Origin of the sequence: Bradyrhizobium sp. UFLA01-814 (genome assembly GCF_046718885.1) — a bacterium.
GTDB classification, from domain to species: domain Bacteria; phylum Pseudomonadota; class Alphaproteobacteria; order Rhizobiales; family Xanthobacteraceae; genus Bradyrhizobium; species Bradyrhizobium elkanii.
This window is the reverse complement of sequence record NZ_JAQOSR010000153.1, coordinates 1-22,574: the sequence shown is the minus strand read 5'-3', so window position 1 is coordinate 22,574 and position 22,574 is coordinate 1. Positions and strand designations below refer to the sequence as shown.

Annotated in this window: 17 protein-coding genes; 9 read left to right on the top strand and 8 right to left on the bottom strand. The window is 59.2% G+C overall.

Translation table 11 applies throughout. The annotated features are described in order from the left end of the window. Positions 1-905: 905 nt before the first annotated feature. Both PMN64_RS33695 and PMN64_RS33690 read left to right on the top strand, forming a co-directional pair. Positions 906-1,115, top strand: a complete 210-nt coding sequence (locus PMN64_RS33695; RefSeq protein WP_411783799.1) for a hypothetical protein — start codon at positions 906-908, stop codon at positions 1,113-1,115. Positions 1,116-1,439: 324 nt separating this feature from the next. Continuing rightward, on the top strand, positions 1,440-1,721 hold the full coding sequence (locus tag PMN64_RS33690) for a helix-turn-helix domain-containing protein (RefSeq protein WP_411783804.1): 282 nt from the start codon (positions 1,440-1,442) through the stop codon (positions 1,719-1,721). A gap of 1,092 nt (positions 1,722-2,813) precedes the next feature. Here PMN64_RS33690 and PMN64_RS33685 read toward each other — a convergent pair. Next, complete coding sequence (locus PMN64_RS33685) at positions 2,814-3,320, bottom strand: avidin/streptavidin family protein (RefSeq protein ID WP_411783798.1); 507 nt, start codon at positions 3,318-3,320, stop codon at positions 2,814-2,816. A gap of 91 nt (positions 3,321-3,411) precedes the next feature. Further along, entirely contained in the window at positions 3,412-3,678 is a 267-nt protein-coding gene (locus tag PMN64_RS33680; protein ID WP_411783797.1) for a hypothetical protein, read from the bottom strand. Between the two features lie 1,622 nt (positions 3,679-5,300). On the opposite strand from PMN64_RS33680, the gene PMN64_RS33675 reads away from it, so the two are divergent. From PMN64_RS33675 to PMN64_RS33660, 4 genes are read left to right on the top strand one after another with little or no spacing between them, the layout of a single operon-like run. Next, the gene (locus tag PMN64_RS33675) at positions 5,301-5,594 is read left to right on the top strand and encodes a gamma-butyrobetaine hydroxylase-like domain-containing protein (protein ID WP_411783796.1); all 294 of its coding nucleotides are present in this window, start codon (positions 5,301-5,303) and stop codon (positions 5,592-5,594) included. Between the two features lie 9 nt (positions 5,595-5,603). Continuing rightward, positions 5,604-7,340 carry a fumarate reductase/succinate dehydrogenase flavoprotein subunit gene (locus PMN64_RS33670; protein ID WP_411783795.1) on the top strand — a complete coding sequence of 579 codons (1,737 nt, stop codon included), beginning with the start codon at positions 5,604-5,606 and terminating at the stop codon, positions 7,338-7,340. Positions 7,341-7,357: 17 nt separating this feature from the next. After that, complete coding sequence (locus PMN64_RS33665) at positions 7,358-7,591, top strand: ferredoxin family protein (RefSeq protein WP_411783794.1); 234 nt, start codon at positions 7,358-7,360, stop codon at positions 7,589-7,591. A 1-nt stretch (position 7,592) separates the two neighbouring features. After that, a complete protein-coding gene (locus tag PMN64_RS33660; RefSeq protein WP_411783793.1) occupies positions 7,593-8,555 on the top strand; it encodes a HEAT repeat domain-containing protein in 963 nt (320 codons plus the stop codon). On the opposite strand, the gene PMN64_RS33655 is transcribed toward PMN64_RS33660, so the two are convergent. Then, entirely contained in the window at positions 8,556-9,272 is a 717-nt protein-coding gene (locus PMN64_RS33655; protein WP_411783792.1) for a Crp/Fnr family transcriptional regulator, read from the bottom strand. A gap of 461 nt (positions 9,273-9,733) precedes the next feature. Here PMN64_RS33655 and PMN64_RS33650 point away from each other — a divergent pair, with 461 nt between their 5' ends. From PMN64_RS33650 to PMN64_RS33640, 3 genes are read left to right on the top strand one after another with little or no spacing between them, the layout of a single operon-like run. Further along, on the top strand, positions 9,734-11,137 hold the full coding sequence (locus PMN64_RS33650; RefSeq protein ID WP_411783803.1) for an ABC transporter substrate-binding protein: 1,404 nt from the start codon (positions 9,734-9,736) through the stop codon (positions 11,135-11,137). Between the two features lie 6 nt (positions 11,138-11,143). Beyond that, complete coding sequence (locus PMN64_RS33645) at positions 11,144-11,944, top strand: ABC transporter permease (protein WP_411783791.1); 801 nt, start codon at positions 11,144-11,146, stop codon at positions 11,942-11,944. Continuing rightward, the gene (locus PMN64_RS33640) at positions 11,941-12,777 is read left to right on the top strand and encodes an ABC transporter ATP-binding protein (RefSeq protein ID WP_411783790.1); all 837 of its coding nucleotides are present in this window, start codon (positions 11,941-11,943) and stop codon (positions 12,775-12,777) included. Before PMN64_RS33645 ends, PMN64_RS33640 begins: the two co-directional genes overlap by 4 nt. Positions 12,778-13,502: 725 nt before the next feature. On the opposite strand, the gene PMN64_RS33635 is transcribed toward PMN64_RS33640, so the two are convergent. The 5 genes from PMN64_RS33635 to PMN64_RS33615 all read right to left on the bottom strand — a co-directional run. Continuing rightward, the gene (locus PMN64_RS33635) at positions 13,503-13,898 is read right to left on the bottom strand and encodes a helix-turn-helix domain-containing protein (protein WP_411783801.1); all 396 of its coding nucleotides are present in this window, start codon (positions 13,896-13,898) and stop codon (positions 13,503-13,505) included. A gap of 1,038 nt (positions 13,899-14,936) precedes the next feature. Next, entirely contained in the window at positions 14,937-16,952 is a 2,016-nt protein-coding gene (locus PMN64_RS33630; RefSeq protein ID WP_411783789.1) for an acyltransferase family protein, read from the bottom strand. Between the two features lie 163 nt (positions 16,953-17,115). Further along, the gene (locus PMN64_RS33625) at positions 17,116-20,496 is read right to left on the bottom strand and encodes a glycosyltransferase (RefSeq protein ID WP_411783788.1); all 3,381 of its coding nucleotides are present in this window, start codon (positions 20,494-20,496) and stop codon (positions 17,116-17,118) included. Positions 20,497-20,529: 33 nt separating this feature from the next. Then, positions 20,530-22,143 (bottom strand): methyltransferase domain-containing protein, encoded by a 1,614-nt coding sequence (locus PMN64_RS33620; RefSeq protein ID WP_411783800.1) that lies wholly within the window; start codon positions 22,141-22,143, stop codon positions 20,530-20,532. Continuing rightward, on the bottom strand, positions 22,143-22,574 hold a 432-nt coding region (locus PMN64_RS33615; protein WP_411783787.1), incomplete at its 5' end, for a Wzt carbohydrate-binding domain-containing protein. The genes PMN64_RS33620 and PMN64_RS33615, both read right to left, overlap by 1 nt.

Below are 22,574 nucleotides of genomic sequence, written 5' to 3'. Positions count from 1 at the left end.
GGAACGGCATCGTTGGCGAGAGCAGAGCGTGGTTGGTCTTGCATGTCGAGTCCCTGGTCGTGCGTTTGACCGGCCGACGTTCATCAGCGGAAGGTGACATGCTTCTGTCATCTGGATCAATTGCGAAGGTTGGTAGTTGACCGTGCCGTAAAATTGTTGCGTCTCGCTATAGATGCGCACGACTCGTGGCAAAGCCTAGCCGATTCAGATGTTACCTGATTTTGCCGAATTCGGATTTCGACGTTTGCTCTCGTGATATATGGAGCGACGCCCAGTGCTCGCGTGGCGAGTTTCTCCGATTGTCCGGATCGCGCTATCCCTCTATCTGATCCTGATCAGCATGCGCTTTGCGGCTTCTCTCTCTAACCAGGAAGTACTTATCCGCACTCAATTTAGTTCTCAGCCGTTTCGCCTCAGCCTATGCTCGGTCTAAGCCCAAGCGCATGGCCAAGTGTCGTGGCCAGGGGTGAAGGTGTCGAGCATCGCAATCGCCGCCGCGATGTGTTCCCTGCTCGCCGAAACTACCGGGGCCGGGACGATGCTCACGCCGGCGGCGATCGCGCAGTCCACCATGACAGAGCTGGATGGGACCGGTGTGTGAAGGGCGCTGGCGCTACGATGTCAACGCGATCCAATCCGACAAGGCCGGTCGGCGCGTGGCGTCGGTGTTCGATCCGCTCGGCTACATTTGAGGCCTGGTCGAGGCAGGTGCCCAGCGTGCGATGCAAGAGCTGCTAAGTCGTTGATTTATCGTGCTCCGTTAGGTGTTCGCGCCACGTTTCGCTCAGGGGCATTCGCCCGATTCATTGCGATTTAGCTGCGGCATTCTCAAGATAATCTGAGCTAAGTGGTCGCTCGCCGGCATTTTTCGGCTTACGTTTTGACAAAACTGTCAGGAGACGAGTATGCCTGTCCGCACCGAAGGCGCCGGTCGCTCGCACGCTGATTTCATGCGAGCGGCGAATGACGAGCTAACCAAGTTCGAGCAGCGCGAGCGTGAGTTTCGAAAGAAAGACCGCGACGAACGAGCCGAAAGATTGCAGTTGCCGGTGGAAAGGTACGACAGCGAGGATTGGCGCGTAAGGAAACCATCAAGGCCAATCTATAGAGCCTGAGACCGCCCTTTCGGCAGTGGCAACACGCCTCAAGGTTCCGGCACAATTCTCATCACGCCCGGATTAAATCTTTTAAGACGCCGATGCTCTTCCGGACGATGGATTACTCGTCACCGTCGGCATCAAGGCACCGCCACTCTGTCACAAGAGCGGCTCGTCAGGTGGTCAGCGTCAGCTCATTCGGCACGACATCCGGACCCTTTGTGTCAAGTGCCGGCTATTCTATCTAAGCTATGCGCCGGATCTGCATCCGGGTGAATTTGCTGCAATAGTATGGTTATAGCCAGTGGTTTGATGACCATGCCAGATGGCATGCTTTGGCGCATGAAAGCTCGTGCGCTTGTCGCTTGGAATGTGCGTCGGATCCGTGTAGATCGCGGTATTTCGCAAGAGCAATTGGCTCGCGATACCGGGATTGGCCGCTCCTATGTGGGCGGTCTTGAGCGGCAATCAAAAAACGCGACAATTGAACTTCTCGAACGGATCGCCGAATCGCTACGTGTTGATATACTTGAACTCTTTGTTGAGCCCCCCAAAGGTGCGACGACACCCTGGACCTTGCCTAAAGCCCGCAAGCCGGCGCGCCCACGTCGCAAGACGAAATAGCACTGCTCGGATGAGCGCGCTGCCCCCCTGCGGCAGGCAACAGTGCGGGGCAACAGATCGGCAGCTTGCGCCCGGCTTGGTCGCGCAGACGGAAAGACAGATTTGGGGCGCCCTTGCTCCGACGATCACGGTAGCAACAACGAACAATCTCGTCGCTCTTCGTGTCGTCTCAGCTTCAGATTGATTCTTTTCGTACAAGGTGCGGACGTCGATTTTAATCTACGCTCTGTTGCAACGGCCCCCGGAACGTCTTTTAACGAGGATCTAATGTTCCGACGCCCGAACCCGATTTCCCCATTATGGCGCTCGACCAAAGCCTCCAGCAACTCGCCCCGACTGGTTTCAATCATCATGTAGTCTGCCATGCAGCAATCATCAGAGACGCAACAATAAGCAACAGAACAACGTAAAGCAGAAGTTGAGAGATCAAGTTGCCATCACGGTCGAACATTATATCTCCCATCCGCATTGCCCCTGTTCGGACGAGGCCGACGCGCTGACTTTGCCAGCGCTTTGGGCGCCTTTGCTCCGACAAACACTGTACATAACGAACGAAGAATCTCGTTTCTCACCGGAGTGTGTCGCCTCGGATTCATATTTGCGTCGTTCAGCTTCACATTGGGACTTTGGATAACAATCGCAACGGCCGCCTGTTCGCATTGCGCAGCTTCTCCACTTCGTCCCTGGCCGCGAGCCTACGGCCATCAAGCAATGCACCCAGATCTTGCACATTCCCGTGAAGAATGCGCCAGATAGGTCACCGCATGCTTGTGGTCATACGGCGTCAAGATGTCATCCGCCAGAACTTGGTCGGCAACATCCAGCCGGGCAGAGACGCAGGTCCACGATGACCATGACGAATCCGTTCAGGGCGTGCCGCGAACGCCGGACGCAATCCGAGGTGTTTCGCGCGTCGACGTACTACGGCGATGCGACGTCCTCGGGACGTGTGTGCCAGCAGCCGACGAAATGGAGAGCCGGGTGTTTCGGAGGCGCCGTAAGGTTGCGCACTGCATTGAGCCTCTTTGCCATGCAATGAAGGCGGACAGCGTGACGACGTTGTTCGAAACGTCGTCACGCTGGCTAGTTATGTCATTTGCGATTCTTCGTGTTCGAGAGCTTCTCGCCTGCGCCGCCCGTGGCCGCCTCGCCACCAGCTGACGTCAATTTCGACTTGTCGCCATTAGCGAAAGTGAAGATGTCGGCCCCGGCACTGATGCCATTCCATACCACCGGCTCGGCGAGCGAAAGCAGCCAAAGGCCCTGAAAGCCCGACGCGGCATTGAGCTGTCCGGTCCACACGGTAGTCGAGCCGCAGCCGACGAAGTTGACTGAAAAGCTGATCGCCGTGCCGTTATTGGTCTGGGCGAGCCAGCCGGTCATGGCCTGAGGCGCGCCTTCATCGCAGCTATTGCTCGCGTTGTTGGTATAGGTGCCGGAAATCGCGCCTGTGCTCTGGTTGTAGCTGTTGACCGCTAGGGTGGAGCCGTATTGGTTGGTCCAGCTCCAGAGGGGTTGCGCCTTTGCCGGTCCCGCCAGCAGCAGCCCGAGGCAAGCCGCGCCCATCCATTTCGCCAATTTCCAGTTTGCTTGAGACATTGCCGACTCCATATCGCTCCAGAAGCGGAGCTGGCTGCTTATAAACGTGGCTGTCAGCAATTTAAACGGGTAATATATTTTGACTTCGCGGTTAGATAGAATTGAAAAGGGACCGCTCTTTAAACTTCAGTTCGATGAGGGAGGCGGCCGCGGTAACCAGAACAGCGCGCGACCGCATCGCACACTGGTGTTGTCGTGCTGTTTTAGCTGCCGTGCCATCAATTGAACGGGACACCAGCGCCTTGTCGAGATCCTCCAAGGCCATGAGGATCATCCATTGTGGTCCGGTAACGCCGAGCTCTCCGGCCGTGTGCCAGCGAAGCTCGTAGAGATGCACGTTAATGGAGTCGATGTCCAATCCAAGTCCGCAGAGGAAGTCTCTGCTTTCGGCTGAGCTTGCCCCGGATGTGGCCGCTGTCGAAAGGCCCGGCAGAGTCGTTGTCACCTTGGCACGTTTCGCGGGTGGCATCGCTTCAATCTCGGCTCGTGGCCCCCTTGGCTGGAATGAAATTAGAGAAAATTCTGTCCGAGCAGTAGATTATAGTTGGTACGGATCGGACCGTCATGGGCATGCGACGGTTGAGCGCCGATAGCGCGTGGAAGGAAGATGACGCCCGTTGGTTTAGGGCCAACATGAGGCGCGCGCATCGTCTAAGGCCCGTTCCGAAACCGAGATAACCGTTACGAGAAACGCTCTCGGAGGTCATGAAAATCACGGACAGAGCAATCCAGCTTTCCTCCGTTCAGCCCACGGGTTGAGGCGCGGCCTTTGGGAAGTCGCGAGATCTTAGGCCCGCCGCATCATCGCTGATTTTAGGCAGCGCGAGACTGCTCAAAGGCATAGAGCTGGGCTGGGCAGTCTCGAATCTGAGAGCCCTGCGGCGGGTTGAGAAGATAGAAGGTGAAGACGGCGACCAGGACTCCCCCCACGAAAGCTTGGCTGAACCCCCTGGACCAGGAGTCCACCGTTTCGTTCCTGCGACTTCCTAGCGGGAACGCGCCGGCGGCATGGCGCGTCCGCTGATCGCGGACCGGGCCCTATGAATTGCGCTCACCGAGTCTGCGTCTCGGCCTCCCGCTAACGGTCCCCTCGCACAAGTACTGTTGTGCTCCTCGCGGGGGGCTCTCGGAAAAGGGGCTAGCCTTCGGCGATCGCTATCACTGCCCCGTTTCCGGGGGCCGCTGTTAAACCGGTCTCGTCGCTGCACTCGGACCCGCGTGCCCCTCTTCGGGTCGCTATGCTCACGCTCTCCGGGTGCCATTTCACTGGGGGCGATGCGCTGCGCGCACGCCTGATAGGGGCCTGGTTTTCGATCCCGAAGTCGGCGAACGCCTGAACGCCATCTTCTCCGAAGCCCATAGACCCGGATGAGGCCGCCTCAATCTTCATTTCTATGACGATTTCGCACAGCCACTCTTCGTCCGACGTTCTTCATGCCGTGGGTGCGATCCCCCAGCCTGATGGTGCAACCAATGCGCCAAGTGCTCAAAAAAGCACTGCAAATGATGAGGACGCCCCAGCCGCGAATCGGTGAATAGTGAGGTGGACCCCAGACTCAAAGATGCTATGCGAGGAATGGGGGGCTTACCATTGCACGCGACCATCCCGCTGGTGTTCTTCGACAACGCCGAATTTGCAAGAGCGACTCCGCATCGCCTTGCCGATGAACCTCGCTTCGGCGGTGTCACCTCATCCTAGCGGACCTGCTAATTTGCTTCGGAAGCTCCAAGACCCAGCAGATGCGTCTTTCACCATCTGGCGGCGCCAGTTAGCAGCCTGTTCAGCCTCGCGTCCTCTGCTGCTGCGGCATGTTTCTGCGTCTGGGGTTGCTGGGCCGCCGCGTCCAGCTTGCGAGACCGGCCTTACGATGGGAAGCTGACAGCCCGCGACCATCTGATCCCGATCGGGCATGAAAGCAATTTATTGCGTGATGGGGAGGCTTGGTCGGCCTAGAAGCGCGGCAAAGCGGAGAGCCGGACGTGCAACCAACCCAGATCGAGCTATGCGAAGACGCAACGGCATTGGTGCTGACCTGGGCGGATTGCGGGATCCGGCAGGTTGATGCGGTGGCCCTGCGCCGAGCGAGCCGTGCGGCCAGCGAAATCCGTCGCCAGATCGAGGGCATTGAACTGGCGCTCCCGACCGATCTGCACATCGCGGCGATCGAACCAGTCGGAAACTACGCCCTGCGGCTCCATTTCTCGGATGGGCATGACCGCGGGATCTATCCGTGGTCGTATTTGCGCGAACTCGCCGGACAGCAGTCAGCCTGAGGCCGCAACATGGATGAGATCAAAAGTGGCCTGACGGAAGTCGTCTGCGACGTGCTGGTGATCGGCGGGGGTACGGCTGGGCCGATGGCGGCCTACAAGGCAAAGCGTCACAGTCCGGAAGCGCGCGTCGTTCTGCTCGAGAAGGCCAACGTCAAACGCTCCGGCGCGATCGCGATGGGGATGGACGGGCTGAATAACGCAGTCATCCCAGGCTACGCGACGCCGGAGCAGTACACCAAGGAGATCACGATCGCGAATGACGGGATCTGTGATCAGGCGGCAGTGTACAAATATGCATCACGCTGCTTTGAGATCATCCAGGAACTCGACCGTTTCGGCATCAAATTCCAGAAAAACGAGAACGGTGATTTCGACGTCAAGAAGGTCCATCATCTCGGCTCCTACGTGCTGCCGATGCCGAATGGCGATACCGTCAAGAAGGCGCTCTACCGCCAATTGCGCCGGGAGAAGGTGCTAATCTCGAACCGCTACATGGCGACACGCCTATTGACCGGACGCGATGGACAGATTGCCGGTGCCATTGCCGTCAACACGCGCAGTGCCGAGTTTCTGGTGTTGCGGGCGAAGACTGTCATCCTGTGTGCCGGGGCCGCGGGCCGGTTGGGCTTGCCGCAATCGGGCTATCTCTGGGGCACTTACGAGAACGCGACCAATTCCGGCGACGGCTACGCCATGGCCTACCATGCTGGTGCCGCTCTCGCGAACCTCGAATGCTACCAGATCAATCCTTTGATCAAGGATTACAACGGTCCCGCCTGCGCCTATGTGGCCGGTCCGTTCGGAGCCTATACCACCAACAGCGAAGGCAACCGCTTCATCGAGTGCGACTACTGGTCGGGACAGATGATGCAGGAGTTCTATAACGAGCTGCAGTCCGGCAAGGGACCTGTATTCCTGAAACTCAATCACCTGCACAGCGATACGATCGGCAAGATCGAGGCGGTCTTGCATCAGGTCGAGCGACCGTCACGGGGACGGTTCCACGAGAATCGGGGGACAAATTACCGCGAACGCATGATCGAGATGCACATCTCCGAGATCGGCTTTTGCTCCGGACATAGTGCCTCGGGGGTCTACGTCGACGAATTTGCGCGTACCACAGTGCCGGGCCTCTATGCGGCCGGCGATATGGCAAGCGTCCCGCATAATTACATGCTCGGCGCCTTCACCAACGGAGCGGTGGCGGGCGAGCACGCGGCGGAAGTTGCAGCCAACATCGACCTCGCCGACTACAACGCCGCCGATGTCGTGCGCGAGCAGCAACGCGTGCTGGCCGCGACACGACGGGAGGATGGCATCCCGCCAAACCAGCTTGAATACAAGACGCGACGCTTCGTGAATGACTATCTTCAGCCGCCGAAAGTGACCGCGAAAATGAAGCTGGGGCAGGCGCGTTTCGCCGAAATCCGCGAGGATATGGAGAGCGCGATGGTGGTGCGTGACGCGCACGAACTGATGCGTTCGCTGGAAGCGGCGTCGATCCTGGATTGTGCCGAAATGGCGGCGTTTGCTTCGCTGTTTCGTACCGAGAGCCGATGGGGGCTCTATCATTATCGTGTTGAATATCCCGAGAAGAATGATGACGACTGGTTCTGCCACAGCATCCTGCGCAAGCGGGGCGGACGGATGACCGCAGAGAAGCGGCCGGTCGCGCCCTACATAGTCCCAATCGACCAATCCGAGCGTTCGGCCTATGACCGCCAGCGCATCCGGCAGCACGCCTAGAGAGAAGCGGACGTTTCATGCCAATTGCTCATACGCCAACCGCTGTTCCAGTTGTCGTCGACGAGGCTAAATGCATTGCCGACAAGGGGTGCACGGTGTGCGTCGACGTTTGCCCGCTGGATGTGCTCCGGATCAGCGATCTCACCGGCAAGACCTACATGAAATACGACGAATGCTGGTACTGCATGCCCTGCGAGACCGATTGCCCGACCGGCGCCGTGACGGTCAACATTCCCTATCTGTTGCGCTGACATGACCGTGTTCGAGCCATTCGAAGCGTTCGGAGATCTCGGAGAGATTGCTGAGCGGCTAACGAGTGAAGACCCATCGGTGCGCCGACTTGCGGTGCTTGACCTCGTGGAGACGTCGAGCGGCGAGGCGGTTCCGTTGCTGGCGGGTGCCATCCTCGACGCTGAACCGGTGGTCCGCCAGCAGGCCGCGCAAGCGCTTGGCGAGTTTGACGGCATCGACGTTGCCAGAGCCCTGATCGGCGTCGTAGCCGACCCTGTGGCGGAGGTCGCCCGGGCGGCCGCTGACAGCCTTGCCGAACTCCGCGATCCCGAGGCAAGTGGCGTCCTCCTGCCGTTAGTTACCCATCCGGCCGCTTTTGTGCGCGCGGCCGTTTTTCGGGCACTGAAGGCACTCCAGGTCGATGCATCGCTCGGTCCCGCGATCACAGGAATTGGTGACGACGATCCCGGCGTGCGTGTGCAGGCCGTCGGAGTAATCGGCTATCTCAAGAAGACTGAAACCCTGCCATCCTTGATCAGCGCAACGCGGGACAAATCGGCGGATGTCCGGCTTGCGGCCGTCAACGCGCTGTCGTTTGCTCGCAACGAGGTCGCGGCTCAGGCCGCAGCCGCCGCGCTTTCGGATTCGGAGTGGCAGGTCCGGGCTGCTGCGGCGGAAGCGATTGGGCGGATCGGTCAGGCTTCAGCGGCGGGCGCGCTGATTGCTTCGCTCGCCGACAGCTACTGGCAAGTCCGTCAGAAGGCGTTGCAAAATCTTGGCCGGCTGCGCGTTCGGGACGGGGTCGAAGCTATTGTTGCCTTCCTTGACGACGAGCTGCCTTCGTTGCGCAAGGATGCCGCCGCGGCGCTCGGTGATATCGCCGATCCACGCTCGCGCGACGCCCTCACGCGGAATACTGGCGACGCGGATCCCGACGTTCGAAAGACCGTGATCTGGGCGCTTGGGCAGATTGGCGGCGGCTGATTATTCCTTGAACAGGATGTCCTCGAGGAGATCGAGCCGCCTGATCCTTATGACGCCGTCCTCGATCGCGATGATGCGCTTGGACTGGAACCGCTTCAGCATCATGGTGATCCACTGACGGGTCGAGCCAACCATCGCGGCGATCTGGTCATGTGTCACTTTTCGGTTGATGATGACTGTGTCGCCGTCGGCGAGCCCGTACAGCTCGGCGAGATTCAAAAGATACTGGGCGAGCCGCTCGATCACCGAGCGGGTTCCGAGCATCTGCGCCATCGACGAATAGCACTTGCCCTTGGCGATGAGCCCATCGATCAACGCCAGTGCGAAAGCCGGCATCTGGACCAGCAATCTTTGCAGCGCGGGGCTGGACAAGGCCGTGATCTCGCAGTCCTCCATTGCGACGCCGGACCACATGTGGGGTCCTCCGCCGGAGATCTCGGGGCCGCCGATGAAGTGGCCAGGCGTCCAGTAGGCGAGGGTGATCTCCCGGCCGGATGGCGCCGTGTAGTAGACACGGACCTGTCCTCTCCTGATGATGAAGATGCCGCTGTGATGCTCCCCCTGGCTGAACACCATTTCGCCCTGCGCGGTGAAAACGGCGCGTCCAGCGGCCAGGACCTTGGCCTTTTGTTCGGCGGACAAGCGATCCAGGAACTGCGCGCCGACGTTGAGGCCGTCGATGCTCTCGCTCATGAAAAATGCGGAGTCGCTGGCCATCGCGCGCGGTCCGCTGGAGACCGCAAGGCTATCCCTTGTTCGATAGCTACCGTCCACGGAGATGCCTGTCTGCACCATCGGAGTGCGGGAGTAGCCTTCGGAAGCTTCCTTGATTGTGGTCATTGCGGCCCGGGTGTCCTGCGCTGTCGTCCCCTAGCTAAGTGTGAGAAGATGGCGAAGTCCACTTCTTTGAATGTCCGTCAACGCACTTAGCAAAGCTGACGCGAGAACGACATTCCGCGGGAATGGATTCACTGCCGATCCGCCTGGCGTGAGAAAATCATTTGAGGCGCTTGCTGCGTGCCGCGATTGGAATCCGCCAGCGAATGACTTCTCCGACGCGATGCAAGTAATTGCTTCTGTTGCCGTGGTGTCGGCTCGATAGTCCGGTCTTGCGTCTTGCGGTGGCTGCTGGCCGCCGATCGATCGTTGGAGATGGGCCGATGCGTTTGCTTTACTTTATGAAGACAGCAGCCACCGCCGCGCTTGTTCTATTTGGCCTAGCCGCGATAGCACAGGCCGAAACCATCCGGGTTGCTGTCGGAACACAGGACACCACCATCAATTGCGCGACCGGCGGCCTATTGATTCGCGAGCTGAAGCTGCTGGAGAAATTCCTGCCGCATGACGGCAAGTACAAGGATGTGACCTACGACATCCAATGGAAGAATTTCACCAGCGGCGCCCCGCTGACCAACGAAATGGTCGCCGGCAAGCTGGACTTTGGCGCGATGGCGGATTTTCCGGGTTCGCTCAACGGAGTGGCGTTCCAGAAGGCGGGCCGCCGGAGCCTCTTCATCAGTGTCCTGTCCGGCAGCACGAAGGGCAGCGGCAACGGCATCGTGGTGCCCTCGAACTCTCCGGTTCAGTCGATCAAGGACCTCAAGGGCAAGACGATTTCCGTGCCCTTCGCATCGACGTCGCACGGCATGCTGCTGCGCGCCATCGAAGCCGAGGGCTGGAACCCAGAGACCGACGTCCACATCATCACCCAGGCGCCTGAAGTCGCAGGTCCTGCGCTCCAGGCCAACAAGATCGAGGCGCACGCCGATTTCGTTCCGTTTGCCGAACTGTTCCCCTGGCGCGGATTTGCCCGCAAGATCTTTGATGGTTCGCAAGCCAATGCGCCAACGTTTCACGGCGCGTTGGTCGATGCCGACTACGCGGAAAAGTATCCGGAAATCGTCGTTGCCTACCTGCGCGCCGCACTCGAGGCGGATCGCTTGATCGCGAACGAACCGGAGAAATACAGCGATCTGATTGCCAAGGTGACCGGTATCGAGGCGGAAGTTGTCTATCTGTTCCATGGACCGCTCGGCCTGCAGACGCGCGACGTGACCTGGAAGCCCGAATATCGTCAGGCCGTGGCTACCTCGATCAAGACACTGAAGCTGTTGAAGCGCGCCGATAGCGACCTCGATATCAATCAGTTCGTGACCGACAAATACATCCGGGCGGCAGTTGCGGAAGCCGGCGGTGACTACGAAGCACAGTTGAAGAGCTACGACCAGCTTGGGCTGAAGGCCCAGGATGCGACGACCGGCGCCAAGATCACGGATTTCAGTCGTGTCGCCCAGATTTGGGTCAAGGACGAGCCGCTCGTTCAGCACTTCAGTTCACCGGAGGGCGCTTTGACGGCTCTTGCTGGCCTGGAGAAGCAAGGCAAGGCAATTCGCGTCATCTATGCCCAGGATCGCGAAACCGGCATCAAGCTGTTCGCCAATCAGGCGTGGTTTGTGCGATCGCCAAAGGGGGAGCTCAGTGCGTTCCTGCTCAAAGATGGGGCGGAAAGGTGGTCGACGGCGCATGGTGGCGTGGTGGTGGACTATGCCGGCGCACGGGAAGCGCTTGTCGCGAGCCGGTGAGCAATGATGACCACTCGCACCGCTGGCCAGGTGCCATGGGCGCGCTGGCTGGTTCGGGGTCTCTCGATCGTCGCTTGCATCGTGCTGTGGCAACTCGCCTCAGTTCTGCACCTGAGTCTGGGTTTCGTCACATTTCGCAATGTGCCGCCGCCGACTGAAGTTCTGCAGTCCGCAATCATACTGCTCAAGTCGCCCAAGTTGCTGGCGCATGTCGGCAGCAGCCTGTGGAGGGTATTTGCCGGGTACGGCGCAGCGGTCTTGTTGGGAATTGGCTTCGGCTTTGCGATCGGCCGTTCGCGCGCCGCGAGCGACCTTTTGCTGCCGCCGCTCGAGCTGCTGCGGCCGATCCCGGCGGTCGCCTGGATACCTCTCTCTATCCTGATCTTTCCGTCGTCGGAAATGTCGATGATCTTCATCACCTTCATCGGTGCGTTGTTTCCTATCATTCTCAACACCGTGCATGGCGTTGCGAATATCGACCGGCGGCTGGTTGCCTCCGCGCGCAGTCTCGGCGGCACGCCTGCCGCCATCCTGCTCGAGATCGTCCTGCCGGGCGCCGCACCGAGCATCGTTACCGGGCTCGCCATCGGCATGGGCACATCGTGGTTCTGCCTCGTTACCGCCGAGATGATTTCCGGCCAGTTCGGCATCGGCTACTACACGTGGGAGGCCTACACATTGCAGAATTATGCCGATATCATCGTCGGCATGCTCGTGATCGGCCTGCTCGGCATGGGCAGCAGCTGGCTCTTGACCACATTGGGGCATTACCTGATGCCGTGCCGGCAGCCAGCGGTCGCACGATGAATGTCCGGGTGTCTGATATTTCGACGAGATCTGTTGGACGTATCGGCATCGAGCGTATATCGATCTCGCTCGCGGATGGCGCTGACGCCTTTGAGGCTGTCCGTGATCTCGATTTCGCGATCGCGCCCGGTGAGCTGGTTTGCGTGCTCGGCCCATCCGGTTGCGGAAAATCCACCTTGCTCGGTGCCTTGGCAGGTCACCTGCCGGTAACGCGCGGGCGCTTGACCGTGGATGACCAGGCGGTTCTTGGTCCGAGTCCGGATCGCGGAATCGTATTTCAGCAACATACGCTGTTCCCGTGGAAGCGTGTTCGCGACAATGTCGCGTTCGGTCCGAAGATGCGTGGCGTGGGCAGGAGCGAGCGATATCAGTCCGCTGACGAGCTTCTGCGGTTGGTCGGCCTCGAGGGCTTCGAGCACTTCTATCCTTCGGAACTCTCCGGCGGGATGCAGCAGCGTGTCGAGATTGCGCGTGTTCTGATCAACCGGCCACGTGTGCTTTTGATGGACGAACCGTTCGGCGCACTGGATGCGCAGACTCGCAGCATGATGCAGGAGGTTCTGCTCGACATCTGGACGAGGATCCCAACAACGACCATCTTCGTGACGCATGATATCGAGGAGGCACTGTTTCTTGCAGACCGCGTCATCGTCATGAGCGCCAGACCGGGGCGGGTCATCGAGGACATCCACCTCCCGTTCGGCCGGCCCCGCCGGGCCGAGCTTGTCACCGAACCGGATTTCGTGCGTTTGAAGCGCCGGATCCTCGATCTTCTCAGACAGCCGGATGGCCCGCAGCCGCTGGCACGGTTGAGCCCGCTCGGGATCAAGTAGGGATGAGTGAGACGCCCAGCCGGGCGGCGAGGGCGGCGCATTGCTTGCGGATATCGATAATCGCTATGATCTCCCAGAGCCGCGCGCCTGAGCGGGCCTATTGCGAAGAGGCGCTGTGAGATCTCGCCATCGCGGCCGATGATCGTACAGTTGCGATCGGTCTTGATGCCGATGCAGAGCGGGTCGATGTGCGATAGGCCCGGTCGAACAGGCCGCACACCGCCCGATTCGGCGTAGCGCAGGATCCTCGACGATGCCGGTGCAATCGACGAACACCTGCATGTCCAGGATTCTGGCATTCGTCGCGCCGGCGATAGTGGATTCGGACTTCGTCGTCGTTTGGCGCGACGCTTATCACGTTGGCCGCCATCAGGCACGATCGACAGTTCTCAGCATTTCGCCCTCATGCTGGAGGCGCCGCTCCGTCGGATGGGATAGATCTCGATCTGCACTTTTGAGAGACGAGCGCTTCCTCGAATATCCCAAATGGGACTGGCCCTTTACGACTCCCGGTGCACCCAGGAGTGAGACCATTGCCGTTCGTTTGTATCGCTTTCCGCTATGTGAAGCGCGGAGGACGCACGTGTTGACCGATCCGTTGCCTCAAATACCTGGATTTCATCGGGGAAGATCCCCTCAATCAGTCCGCCATGAATCCTCGGGGGGCGACCATCCGCAGTGCGCCCGAGATAATGACCGCACTGCGATCTGACGTTGAGTGCCGCTCAGTCCTCGTTGCCGGCGATCGATTCCATCAGCGACACCAGCTGACGCTGGACGGTCTGATCCTTGATCGTGCTGTAGGCGCGCAGGAGCCGCAGGCTGAAGGCGCTGTCGAGGAACAGCAGGCTCTCGACCTCGCGGGCCTTGTTGTCACCGTCGTAGAAGAAGGTGACCGGCACGTCGAGCGCGGTAGCGATCTGCTGAAGACGAGCTGCCCCGACGCGGTTGACGCCCTTCTCGTACTTCTGGACCTGCTGGAAGCTGACGCCGAGTTTGTCGCCGAGCTCTGCCTGCGAGATCTTCTGCTCGACACGGCGCAGGCGAATCCGCTTGCCCAACTCAATGTCCGGTTTGCCGGCACTGCGCTGCTTCATCTTCTTTGCTGCTGATCTGTTCATTCTTGTGACCCGTCCTTCAATCGGGAATCCAAGGCCCGGCTGGGTCAGGGACACATTCATGGTGTACCGCATTAAATCCGTCTGGATCGTCAGTTGGTCGTAGGAACCACGGCAATCCAAGAAGATCACGGGATAGTAGTCCAGACGCATTTACGCGCCGGAAGCAGCTGCCAACTACCTAAAGTCGATCGCGCCAAGGATGCCTCGCGACACTTTCGCCCTCCACATTTGGCAGAATATTGACCATACTGCAACTATCGCGAGTTTAATTGTCACTGATGTTGATGTGGCGCAGCCGCAGTCCGTATCCCCACGGGAGTCTCCAACGTATGCTAGTTCTGTGCATTACGGTGAGCGCTTGGGCTCTAGAGAACAGGCTGCAGAACAGCTCGTCGACACAGACGCCGATAACGCAACAAAAGCTGGCAGTTCGGTTGCCCTGGCACCGACAGGTTACGAGTCGCGTTCAGTTCGGTCGGCCCAACGGTGAGGGGCTCCTGGCGGATGTCCTCGCCAGCGATCAAGCTTCTATCGCCCTCGATAATCGTTGGCGGAGCGTACGTCGGCGCACAGGGTCGCGTATGAACGCATCCTTGATCTGCCAAGTCAGGGCAAGGTTCGGACTAACGAACTCGCGATCAGTCAAGCCATGATCGCGAAGCAACGACGGATTTTGCGTGGAACATCCAAAAGACGCGCGCCACTCGCCGCGCGATCAGGAAGGGCAAGAGGGCATCGCGTATCGAAGTCTCCTCATTGTCGCCGTTTGGCATGCTGGCTCTCCACCTTTGCGACCGCCAGCGCTCATGCTACCCACGCCAGATATTGCTTTGTGCTGGGTGCGGATGCCGATTTCGATGCGATCAAATGAAAAAAGCAGAAGGAAGCGGCGCCGCTCTTTGCCGGTCCGGTGGCTGTTACCCATCAACAACGCCGGCTGAGTCGATTGAAGGCCCCGCTCGCTGCCGAAAAGCCGTTCGGTACAGACACCTCTTGTAAGAACCTTGGCCGTCGTCGCGACGCTCTTCGAGCGCCAGGCTATTTCACGCCCATCGGCTGGAGAGCTGCCAGAAACCCCAGCCGCTCAGCCAACGCAGCGTTCGTCGATTGACTGAGATTTCGGCGGAAGTGGTCCGGATCGCGATAGAGAAACTCACCATTGAACCATACACGGCACCGCCCATCCGCGCACAAGGCGTTTCCCGGATCGAGGACGATGACATTGGGCCGCCCGGCTGCGGCCTCGCGGACGACGTCCTGCGCAGGCTGCTGTACCTCGGTGAGATTGCGCCAGATGAGCGATTCCAGATTCGCGGGGCAGGGACGTCGCAAGAGCGCTTGGTCCGCCATGGCGCATGCTGCGGGGTTTCCGACGGGCACCTTGGGAATGTCTACGAATACGATCACCTTTTTGCTTGGTCCAATCTCATCGAGCAGGTCGCGAAGCGAGTCACTCAGCAGCCGCAGCCCTAAGGCTTCGGAGCGAACGTTCGAGTTGCCTCGATAGAGCATCGTTGGCAGGTCCGACCAGCGGGCCGAAAGAATGACGGTCCCGATCTCCGGCCGATTCCTGAGAAGCTCAAGAACCGACGCGCGTTGCCGGCCGCATTGACTGCTGTAAGCGGGATTGTCGGGCCAATATCGCTCGACTTTGCCGTTTTCGACGATTCCGGGGCATGGGTTCACGAGCCCAATGGCAGTGTTGTCGGCCAGTCCTGTCCAGTTGAGTATCGGCAGGAGATGCTCGGCGTTGCTGTCTCCCCAAACGAGTGCGCGATCACGCGCGGTCGTCCAGGGTGCGCCAAGGGCGCAAAGATGCGAACTGCGCGCAGGCCCGGCAAACGTGGCCACTTCAACCGGCGCAATCTCGGGACACGGCCACTTCCACATCCCGTCCAGACTGCCAACGGCGGCCATCTCCGGCGGAATTCGCCCAGGCATGCCGTCGTATTGCGCCACAAGCACGGTGCCGAGCACTACCACCGCCGTGGCAGCTCCCGCAGCCTTAAAAGTCGAGCGGCGTGAAAGACGCGCCCGCCTGCAGGGCTGTTCGACGAACAAATAGCAGAGGACAGACACAAGGAATGCGATCGCTCCTGCCACGGCGAGATCAGTCGGACCCAGGTCGACGGTGCCGGCATAGTGTCGATAAAGCGCGAGCACCGGCCAGTGGAACAGGTACAGGGAATAACTGATCTTCCCAATGGCGACGAAGAGCCGTGTCCCCAGAACCCTTGCGATGACGCTCTTTGTGTCGTCCTCAAAGAGAAGGAGGGCAGCCCCGAGCACCGGAGGGGCTGCCCTCCAACCAGGGAAGGGGGTATCGTGCGCCAGAGAAACTCCTGCTGCCAGGATCATTGCCAACCCCAGCAAAGGCAGGACCTCGCGCAACGTTGGCGGCAGTTTGGGACGTGGCAACAGTACGACGATGGCTCCTGCCGCGAGCTCCCAGGCGCGGCTGAACGGCAGGAAAAATGCAGCTTTCGGTGTGGCGGCAGTCTGCCATACGTTGAAGACGAAGCTCACGACAATGACTGTCGCAATGAACCAGAACACTCGCATGGGGCGACCGCGCATCAGGCCGTACGCCCAGGCAAGCGCCAGAGGCCAGACGACGTAGAACTGTTCTTCGACTCCGAGCGACCAGGTGTGAAGCAAGGGCAGCAATGCCGCTGCGTGATCGACATAGCCTGTATTGTTGAGAAAGAAGACGTTCGAGACCGCCCCGATAGAGGCCAAGGCGCTGGAGGCAGCATCGCGGTAGTCTCCCGGCATGAGCAGTACCCAGCCGGCAACAAGCGTCACGAACACTGTCGTCAGCAGTGCCGGCAGGATGCGGCGGATCCGCCGCTCGTAAAACCACGCTAGGGAGAACTGCTGCGTTCGCATAGACGTGATCAAAATACCGGTGATCAGGTATCCGGAAATGACAAAAAAGACATCAACCCCGATAAAGCCGCCCGAGACCGCGGGAACCTCGTAGTGAAAGAGAAATACGAGCAGCACAGAGACGGCTCGCAAGCCGTCAATGTCGGCCCGGTAATTCGAAACCATTGATTGCCCCCGAATCTACGTCGCAGATCGCACGGCATGCGTTGCACGCCGGTTCAGACCTCACGCGTCAAGCACTCGCGCATTCGCGATTAGCTTGGAGCCAAATCGCCCGCAAATTTGCCCGATTGGCTAGACCAAGCTTTCATCGCCCCAAATTCACCAGTCAGGTCGTCGCAACGGATTGCGATTGCGGATAGTAGCTCGCGACAACCTCTTCGTACGCCGGGCTTACGGACAGGTAGACGCCGAGTTCCTTGGCTCTCTCTTTGGCCTTGAGGACATTCGGGGCCAGAACGTCGGGATAGTGGATTAGATTTTCCGTCTTATCGACCGCCTCGTCGCCGTCGATAAGGTGGATGAAGTTTACGAAGCGAACGCGCAGATCAGCCGCCAACTCGATGAAGGCAGGCATGTCCTGGACGTTGGTACGTTGTCCGACGTAATTGAAGTAAATCTCCGGCCTGTTCAATCCGCGTTGTTTCTTTAGCTCCTGAAAGCTGCGGATATTGGCCACCACGCGGTCGAAACTGCTCTTATGCATGATGCCTTCAGCCACTTCCTTGGTCGCGCCGTGCAGCGAGATCGTTATCATGTCCAATCCGGCGTCCAGCAACCGATTGCCGAACGCTTCGTTCAAGGCCATCCCGTTGGACGTTATCGCCGTGAAAGCTCCGTTCGCGTTGGCATAGGCGACGAGATCAAAGATCTCCTTGTTGAGCAGTGGTTCGGCATAGGCTCCGACGAAGTGCGCCGTTTTCACGCGCGCGCCGTTCGTGATCTTCTTGTACTCGGGCAGCGTAAGACGATAGTACGGATCTCGCTTCTTGCCTTGCACGTCGAAGCGTATGGCCGGCGGGCACATTGTGCAGGACACGTTGCAGCGATTGAGCGTGTTGAAGTCCATATAAATCGGTAGGTCTGCCCCGGTTACCAACGGCTCCGGTGCCAAGCGCGCTTCCATCGGGAGTCCTGAGGTCTGCTCTTGCTCCGTAAAGGCCGCCAGTGCGGCGGCGTGGAGTTCTGGATCCATGGGAAGGGGATTGAGCCCCAGCGACGGCGCCCTCTCTCGATACTCTCCGTAACGCTCGGCGCGGCGTCCAAGGAGGGCAAGGACCGACGGCGCGCGCGTGCCGTTATGGTACGCGTGCAAAGCCAAATGAATCTGTATCAGCCAGGAGGGGCCGTCGTGGCGATACTCGCATTTCTCGCAATACGGTTTGAGCGCGTGTGCCGTCAGTAGACCGCTACGGACGGCCCGATATCGTTCCCCGTGCCAGACGGAGGCCAAGCCGTCGGTCTGACAATTCCCCATGTTGGTCTCGTCGTAGTAAGCAAAAATGCTCGACGCCGAGCAGAGCCGGATGCTGCCGTCCGGCTCCATGCTCGGATTGGAGAATGGCAGCATGCACATTTTCGTCCGAGCTTCGCCGTCAGCGACCCGCGCCTTTTGGAGCAGTCCATCAAAGTATTGCGCGAACGGTTTCGTGCGCTCTGACCAATCCCAGGCCTTGACGTACTCAAGATTTTCTTCAGACAATCTGGCGAACATTTCACGGTTGCCGACGAGCCGGCAGAGAGCTTCTTTGAGCGCTGAAACGGACCTTTCACGCAGAATGAACTCTCTCTGAAAAGGACCAAGCGCCTGAGGTACGATTCCAACATCGGTTGTCACCACCGGTACGCCGCAGGCCATTGCTTCGAGGACCGGATTCGGAGTGCCCTCGATCTTCGACGTACACACGAGCACGTCGATGCCCGCGTAGTAATTCGGCATTTGCGCGTGTGGAATGAAGCCTTCCTTGCGGTCGGCGAACTGCATGACGATGGCTAGCCCTTCGGCCTGCAGTTCTTCGATGGCCGGTTTAAGAATGGTGTTGACGCCCTTGAAGTCCTCCAGGGACGAAGCCCAGCCGCTATGTCCCACCCAGCCGACCCTTAACGAGCGATCTCCCATGTCGTCGAACCGCTCCAGGTTCCTCGGGCCGAACACGGTCAGGTCTACGCCATCCGGAAGAACCGCCTCCGGACGCGGAATGCTGCCGACAGCATCGTAGATCAGTCGCAATCGTTCCGAGGAGACGTAGTACCCCGAGGCAAGGACATTGAAGATCTTTGCTCGGGCGGACATATCCTCCGGCGAAAGGAAAAGGTGGTCATAGACGCTGATCGAGATGGTCTTGCCTTCGATGAACCGACGCCGGAATTCTGGATAAGTAAAACCGATGCGGCGCGCATAGTCCTCGAGCAACGGCGTATCGATGATCGTAAGGAACTCTCGCCAGAAAACGTGGATGATATCAAAGTCTTCAGCAGCCACTAGCGCAAGACCCAGGCCACTCGCGCCACCCTCGGCGTAGAATCCCTTCGAATTGTCCGCCAGCCAGCGGCTGTGCTCGATTTCCCCTAATGTTGTAAGCGGGAAAATCTCGAACTCGTAGCGGTCGGACAAATTCCGCACCAGTTGCCGCGAAATATTAGCGAACGCCCAGGAATCGGTGTCGGTCAGGAGCGCAACTCGCGGCCGACGCGGCACCGCCACGGCGTCCGTCGGTTCCTCCCCCGCTTCGGAGTTAGGCGCGACCCAGCCTTGCTTCTGCTCGTTCGAGCGCATCCAGCTTTCGACTTCGTCACCCCAGATCTTAAAGCCTGTCTTGGCCTCAAGATAGCGGGCGGAGTCGTATAGCGTCTTCCGCGAGAACCGAGTGCGCTCGTAGTCGGCATCACCGGACGTCTCAGCTTTCGGGTGATCATGTACGAGAAACCGAAGCGCGCTTGTTCCGATCTTCATGCCTTCGCGGAAGATCCGCAGCGAGAAATCGATGTCTTCGAAGCCGATCAACATGTTGTCATCGAAGCCGCCGAGCCGATGGAATGAGCCGCGGTTGACGATCGAGGCTCCGCCGAACAGGAATGTGCTCAGGAAGGCCGTGTCGGTCGCGCCGTCCGCGTCCGACTGAACATCGCTTCCCGGAACGATTATGGGATTGATCGTCAGGCGCGGACTCCCGCCTTGGATGACGGATTGCAGACAGGCGCCGTGCGAGAATAGCGTCTTCAAGTCGGGATTGAGCAGCGGGAAGCTCATGAAATGGCAGCCGAGCAGGGCCAACTCCTGTTGAATCTTCCGGATAGGATTGGTCACGAAGAAGATGTCGTTGTCGACGCTGATCACCCAATCGGTGCGCGCCTGCTCCATGATGCGGTTGCGGCCGCCGGCTACGCCGAAATTGCTTCCGAACTCAAGCAGGCGATGGCGATAAGGAAACTCAGCGAGATAAGCCTTCAACTGCTCAAGCTCTCCCGGGTTCGAGCCGTTGTCGCCGATCAGCACTTCACCGGCAAAATTCGCAATATTCGCTGCGATCGACTTGAGAAGCTTGATCGAAAGGGCCGCACGGTTCAGCGAGAGGAAGGAAATGGTGAGGTTGTGCCCATCCGTTCCAATGTTTGGACCATAGCTTGATGGCGCAGCATCGCTCAGGATCGAGTGGCGCTCGTCGAAGAAATAGCGGGTCGACTGGAGACCGGGAGCAATAATCGTCATCTGACTGCCATCCACCTAGCCGTGATGCAATTCTTAAAATTTGAGCCGTTTCGCGGCACCGATGAGGAGAGGCATGGCGGCCTTCGGGATCATGGGCTTCACGCCGCGAGCCGCGCGGCGAACGAGTCCCTTGGGCGTACGTCGGGCGGTGGCCTCAAGTTCCCGCTCAAGGCCCGCGACTTGAGTGCGGTAGCCATCACGTTCCGACTCCGTGCTGGACATGATCTCTCGCAATTGTTGCTCAAGGCTCACGACTTGAGCGCTGTAGCCGTCCCGTTCCGACTGGGCGCTGGACAGCATCTCTCGCAATTGATTGGTGTCCAGCTCCATTTTCTGGGCATCCGCTTGGTAACGCGACTCTGTCGTGGCCATTCTTGACGTTGCGACTTTCAAACGCTCCGCGACAATTTCCGCCTCCCGCTGCAATGCGACGTTCTTAATGCGGTAGCGATCGCGATCGGTCCGAAGCTCTGCCGACTGAGCGCGCGCGAAATCCAGTTCGGACGTCCGCTGCTGCAATTGCTCGTCGACAACCTTGACGCTGGCACGGGCATCCGCGATCGCTTTCTCCAGTCGACCAACGTCCGCCTGATGTCGGGCCTGGGAAGTCGTTAGCTCCGACCTCCCTTCCTGCACTTTCTCGCCAAGAATCTCGATCTCGCGCTGCAAAGCAACGCTCTTTATGCGATATCGATCACATTCAATCCGAAGGTCTGCAAGGTCTTCTTCCCGTTGGCGGATAGTCGCCTCCAACTGCGAGCGCAGTGCAGCGATGTCCGAGCCTGCTTCCTTGACCGTCTCAATTTGTCTTCGCAGTTCATCGGTCCGTCGGTCCAACTCTGATTGAAGCACGCCAATCCGGCCTTCGGCGCCCATCATCTCCGCATAATTGTTCATGGAGATCGGAAACGCGGCCGTCGACTGCGGTTGAGCACCTTGCGCTCCCCATATACCGACGAAATAGCTGCACGTCCCAGGTCCGAATTCCTCGCCCGGCTTGGCCGGCACGATCGCAGCGTGCCCAGCTTCGGTCCCTTCAACCATTTCAACTTGCGCAAGCGTGGAACTCGAGCGGGACGGTACTCGTACCGTTCCGAACCCGATCATCGCGCTCCCGATCAGCCATTGTACGTCCGGACCGAGCACCCTGGAGGTCAGGGCCTGAAATTCACCGATCGAATACTTCCGCTTATGGTAGGGATTTCCGGATGACGAGTCTGGATAATACCAGTGGTCGTTGGGACAGGAGATGACGACAACGGCGTTCGGCTTGGCGACGTTCTTGAGCGCAGTGAGAAACGCCTCCGGATCGTCCACGTGCTCGATGGTTTCGAGTGAAACGATGACGTCAAATTCGCCGGCGGAGAACTTCTCATCAATGCGAGTGGCGTCAAATTGTTCGAAACTGATCCCAGGCGCAGCGAATTGGGATTGCGCGGCCTTGACCGTTTCGGTGGATACGTCAATCCCGTGCACGGAGGACGCACCCCAAGTTTTCATGAAGAATGAGCCGTAACCTTCTCCGCACGCGATATCGAGAACGCGCTTGCCGACCACGTGCTGCTTGGCCAGCAGATAACGCGCGATATGAATCGACGCCTCAATTGCACTGTATTGTACGTCCTTTGAGAGGCTTAATCTTTCCATCACGGGTTGGTAGGCTCCATGGTTATTCGCTCTTGACGGCTCTGAAGCTCACGTTTTTGCTGCGTCTCTACGCCGATCTCGCCATCGATCGTCACGTCCCAAGTACGATCCAGATCGATCAGTCCAACTGAACGGAAGCTATCGATCACTCGGAAGGGGCAGACACCCTTTGCATCGGAATGAACGAGAACGCCACCGTGGTCGTTGATCGCAACACGCCACATGTACCTGCCCGCCAGCAGCGGCAAATTTGGGAATGTGACGGTAACACATCCCTCCCTGCCGCTTCGGTGTGGACTCATCCCCTCCATTAGAGTGGTGGCCCCACAAACATACAGACCGTCATGTCGGTAGAGATTGAATACGAAGCTGATCCCATCTAGCTGCGTGTCGGTCGTGGCGCGGAAGCGCATCGTCAGCATCACCGTATC

Excerpts from the sequence above, each read along its gene's own strand:
- PMN64_RS33645 (WP_411783791.1), top strand. The coding sequence starts at position 11,144 with ATGACCACTCGCACCGCTGGCCAGGTGCCATGGGCGCGCTGGCTGGTT.
- PMN64_RS33670 (WP_411783795.1), top strand. The coding sequence starts at position 5,604 with ATGGATGAGATCAAAAGTGGCCTGACGGAAGTCGTCTGCGACGTGCTG.
- PMN64_RS33690 (WP_411783804.1), top strand. The coding sequence starts at position 1,440 with ATGAAAGCTCGTGCGCTTGTCGCTTGGAATGTGCGTCGGATCCGTGTA.
- PMN64_RS33655 (WP_411783792.1), bottom strand. The coding sequence starts at position 9,272 with ATGGCCAGCGACTCCGCATTTTTCATGAGCGAGAGCATCGACGGCCTC.
- PMN64_RS33685 (WP_411783798.1), bottom strand. The coding sequence starts at position 3,320 with ATGTCTCAAGCAAACTGGAAATTGGCGAAATGGATGGGCGCGGCTTGC.
- PMN64_RS33635 (WP_411783801.1), bottom strand. The coding sequence starts at position 13,898 with ATGAACAGATCAGCAGCAAAGAAGATGAAGCAGCGCAGTGCCGGCAAA.
- PMN64_RS33660 (WP_411783793.1), top strand. The coding sequence starts at position 7,593 with ATGACCGTGTTCGAGCCATTCGAAGCGTTCGGAGATCTCGGAGAGATT.
- PMN64_RS33665 (WP_411783794.1), top strand. The coding sequence starts at position 7,358 with ATGCCAATTGCTCATACGCCAACCGCTGTTCCAGTTGTCGTCGACGAG.
- PMN64_RS33625 (WP_411783788.1), bottom strand. The coding sequence starts at position 20,496 with ATGACGATTATTGCTCCCGGTCTCCAGTCGACCCGCTATTTCTTCGAC.
- PMN64_RS33695 (WP_411783799.1), top strand. The coding sequence starts at position 906 with ATGCCTGTCCGCACCGAAGGCGCCGGTCGCTCGCACGCTGATTTCATG.
- PMN64_RS33620 (WP_411783800.1), bottom strand. The coding sequence starts at position 22,143 with ATGGAAAGATTAAGCCTCTCAAAGGACGTACAATACAGTGCAATTGAG.
- PMN64_RS33640 (WP_411783790.1), top strand. The coding sequence starts at position 11,941 with ATGAATGTCCGGGTGTCTGATATTTCGACGAGATCTGTTGGACGTATC.
- PMN64_RS33650 (WP_411783803.1), top strand. The coding sequence starts at position 9,734 with ATGAAGACAGCAGCCACCGCCGCGCTTGTTCTATTTGGCCTAGCCGCG.
- PMN64_RS33630 (WP_411783789.1), bottom strand. The coding sequence starts at position 16,952 with ATGGTTTCGAATTACCGGGCCGACATTGACGGCTTGCGAGCCGTCTCT.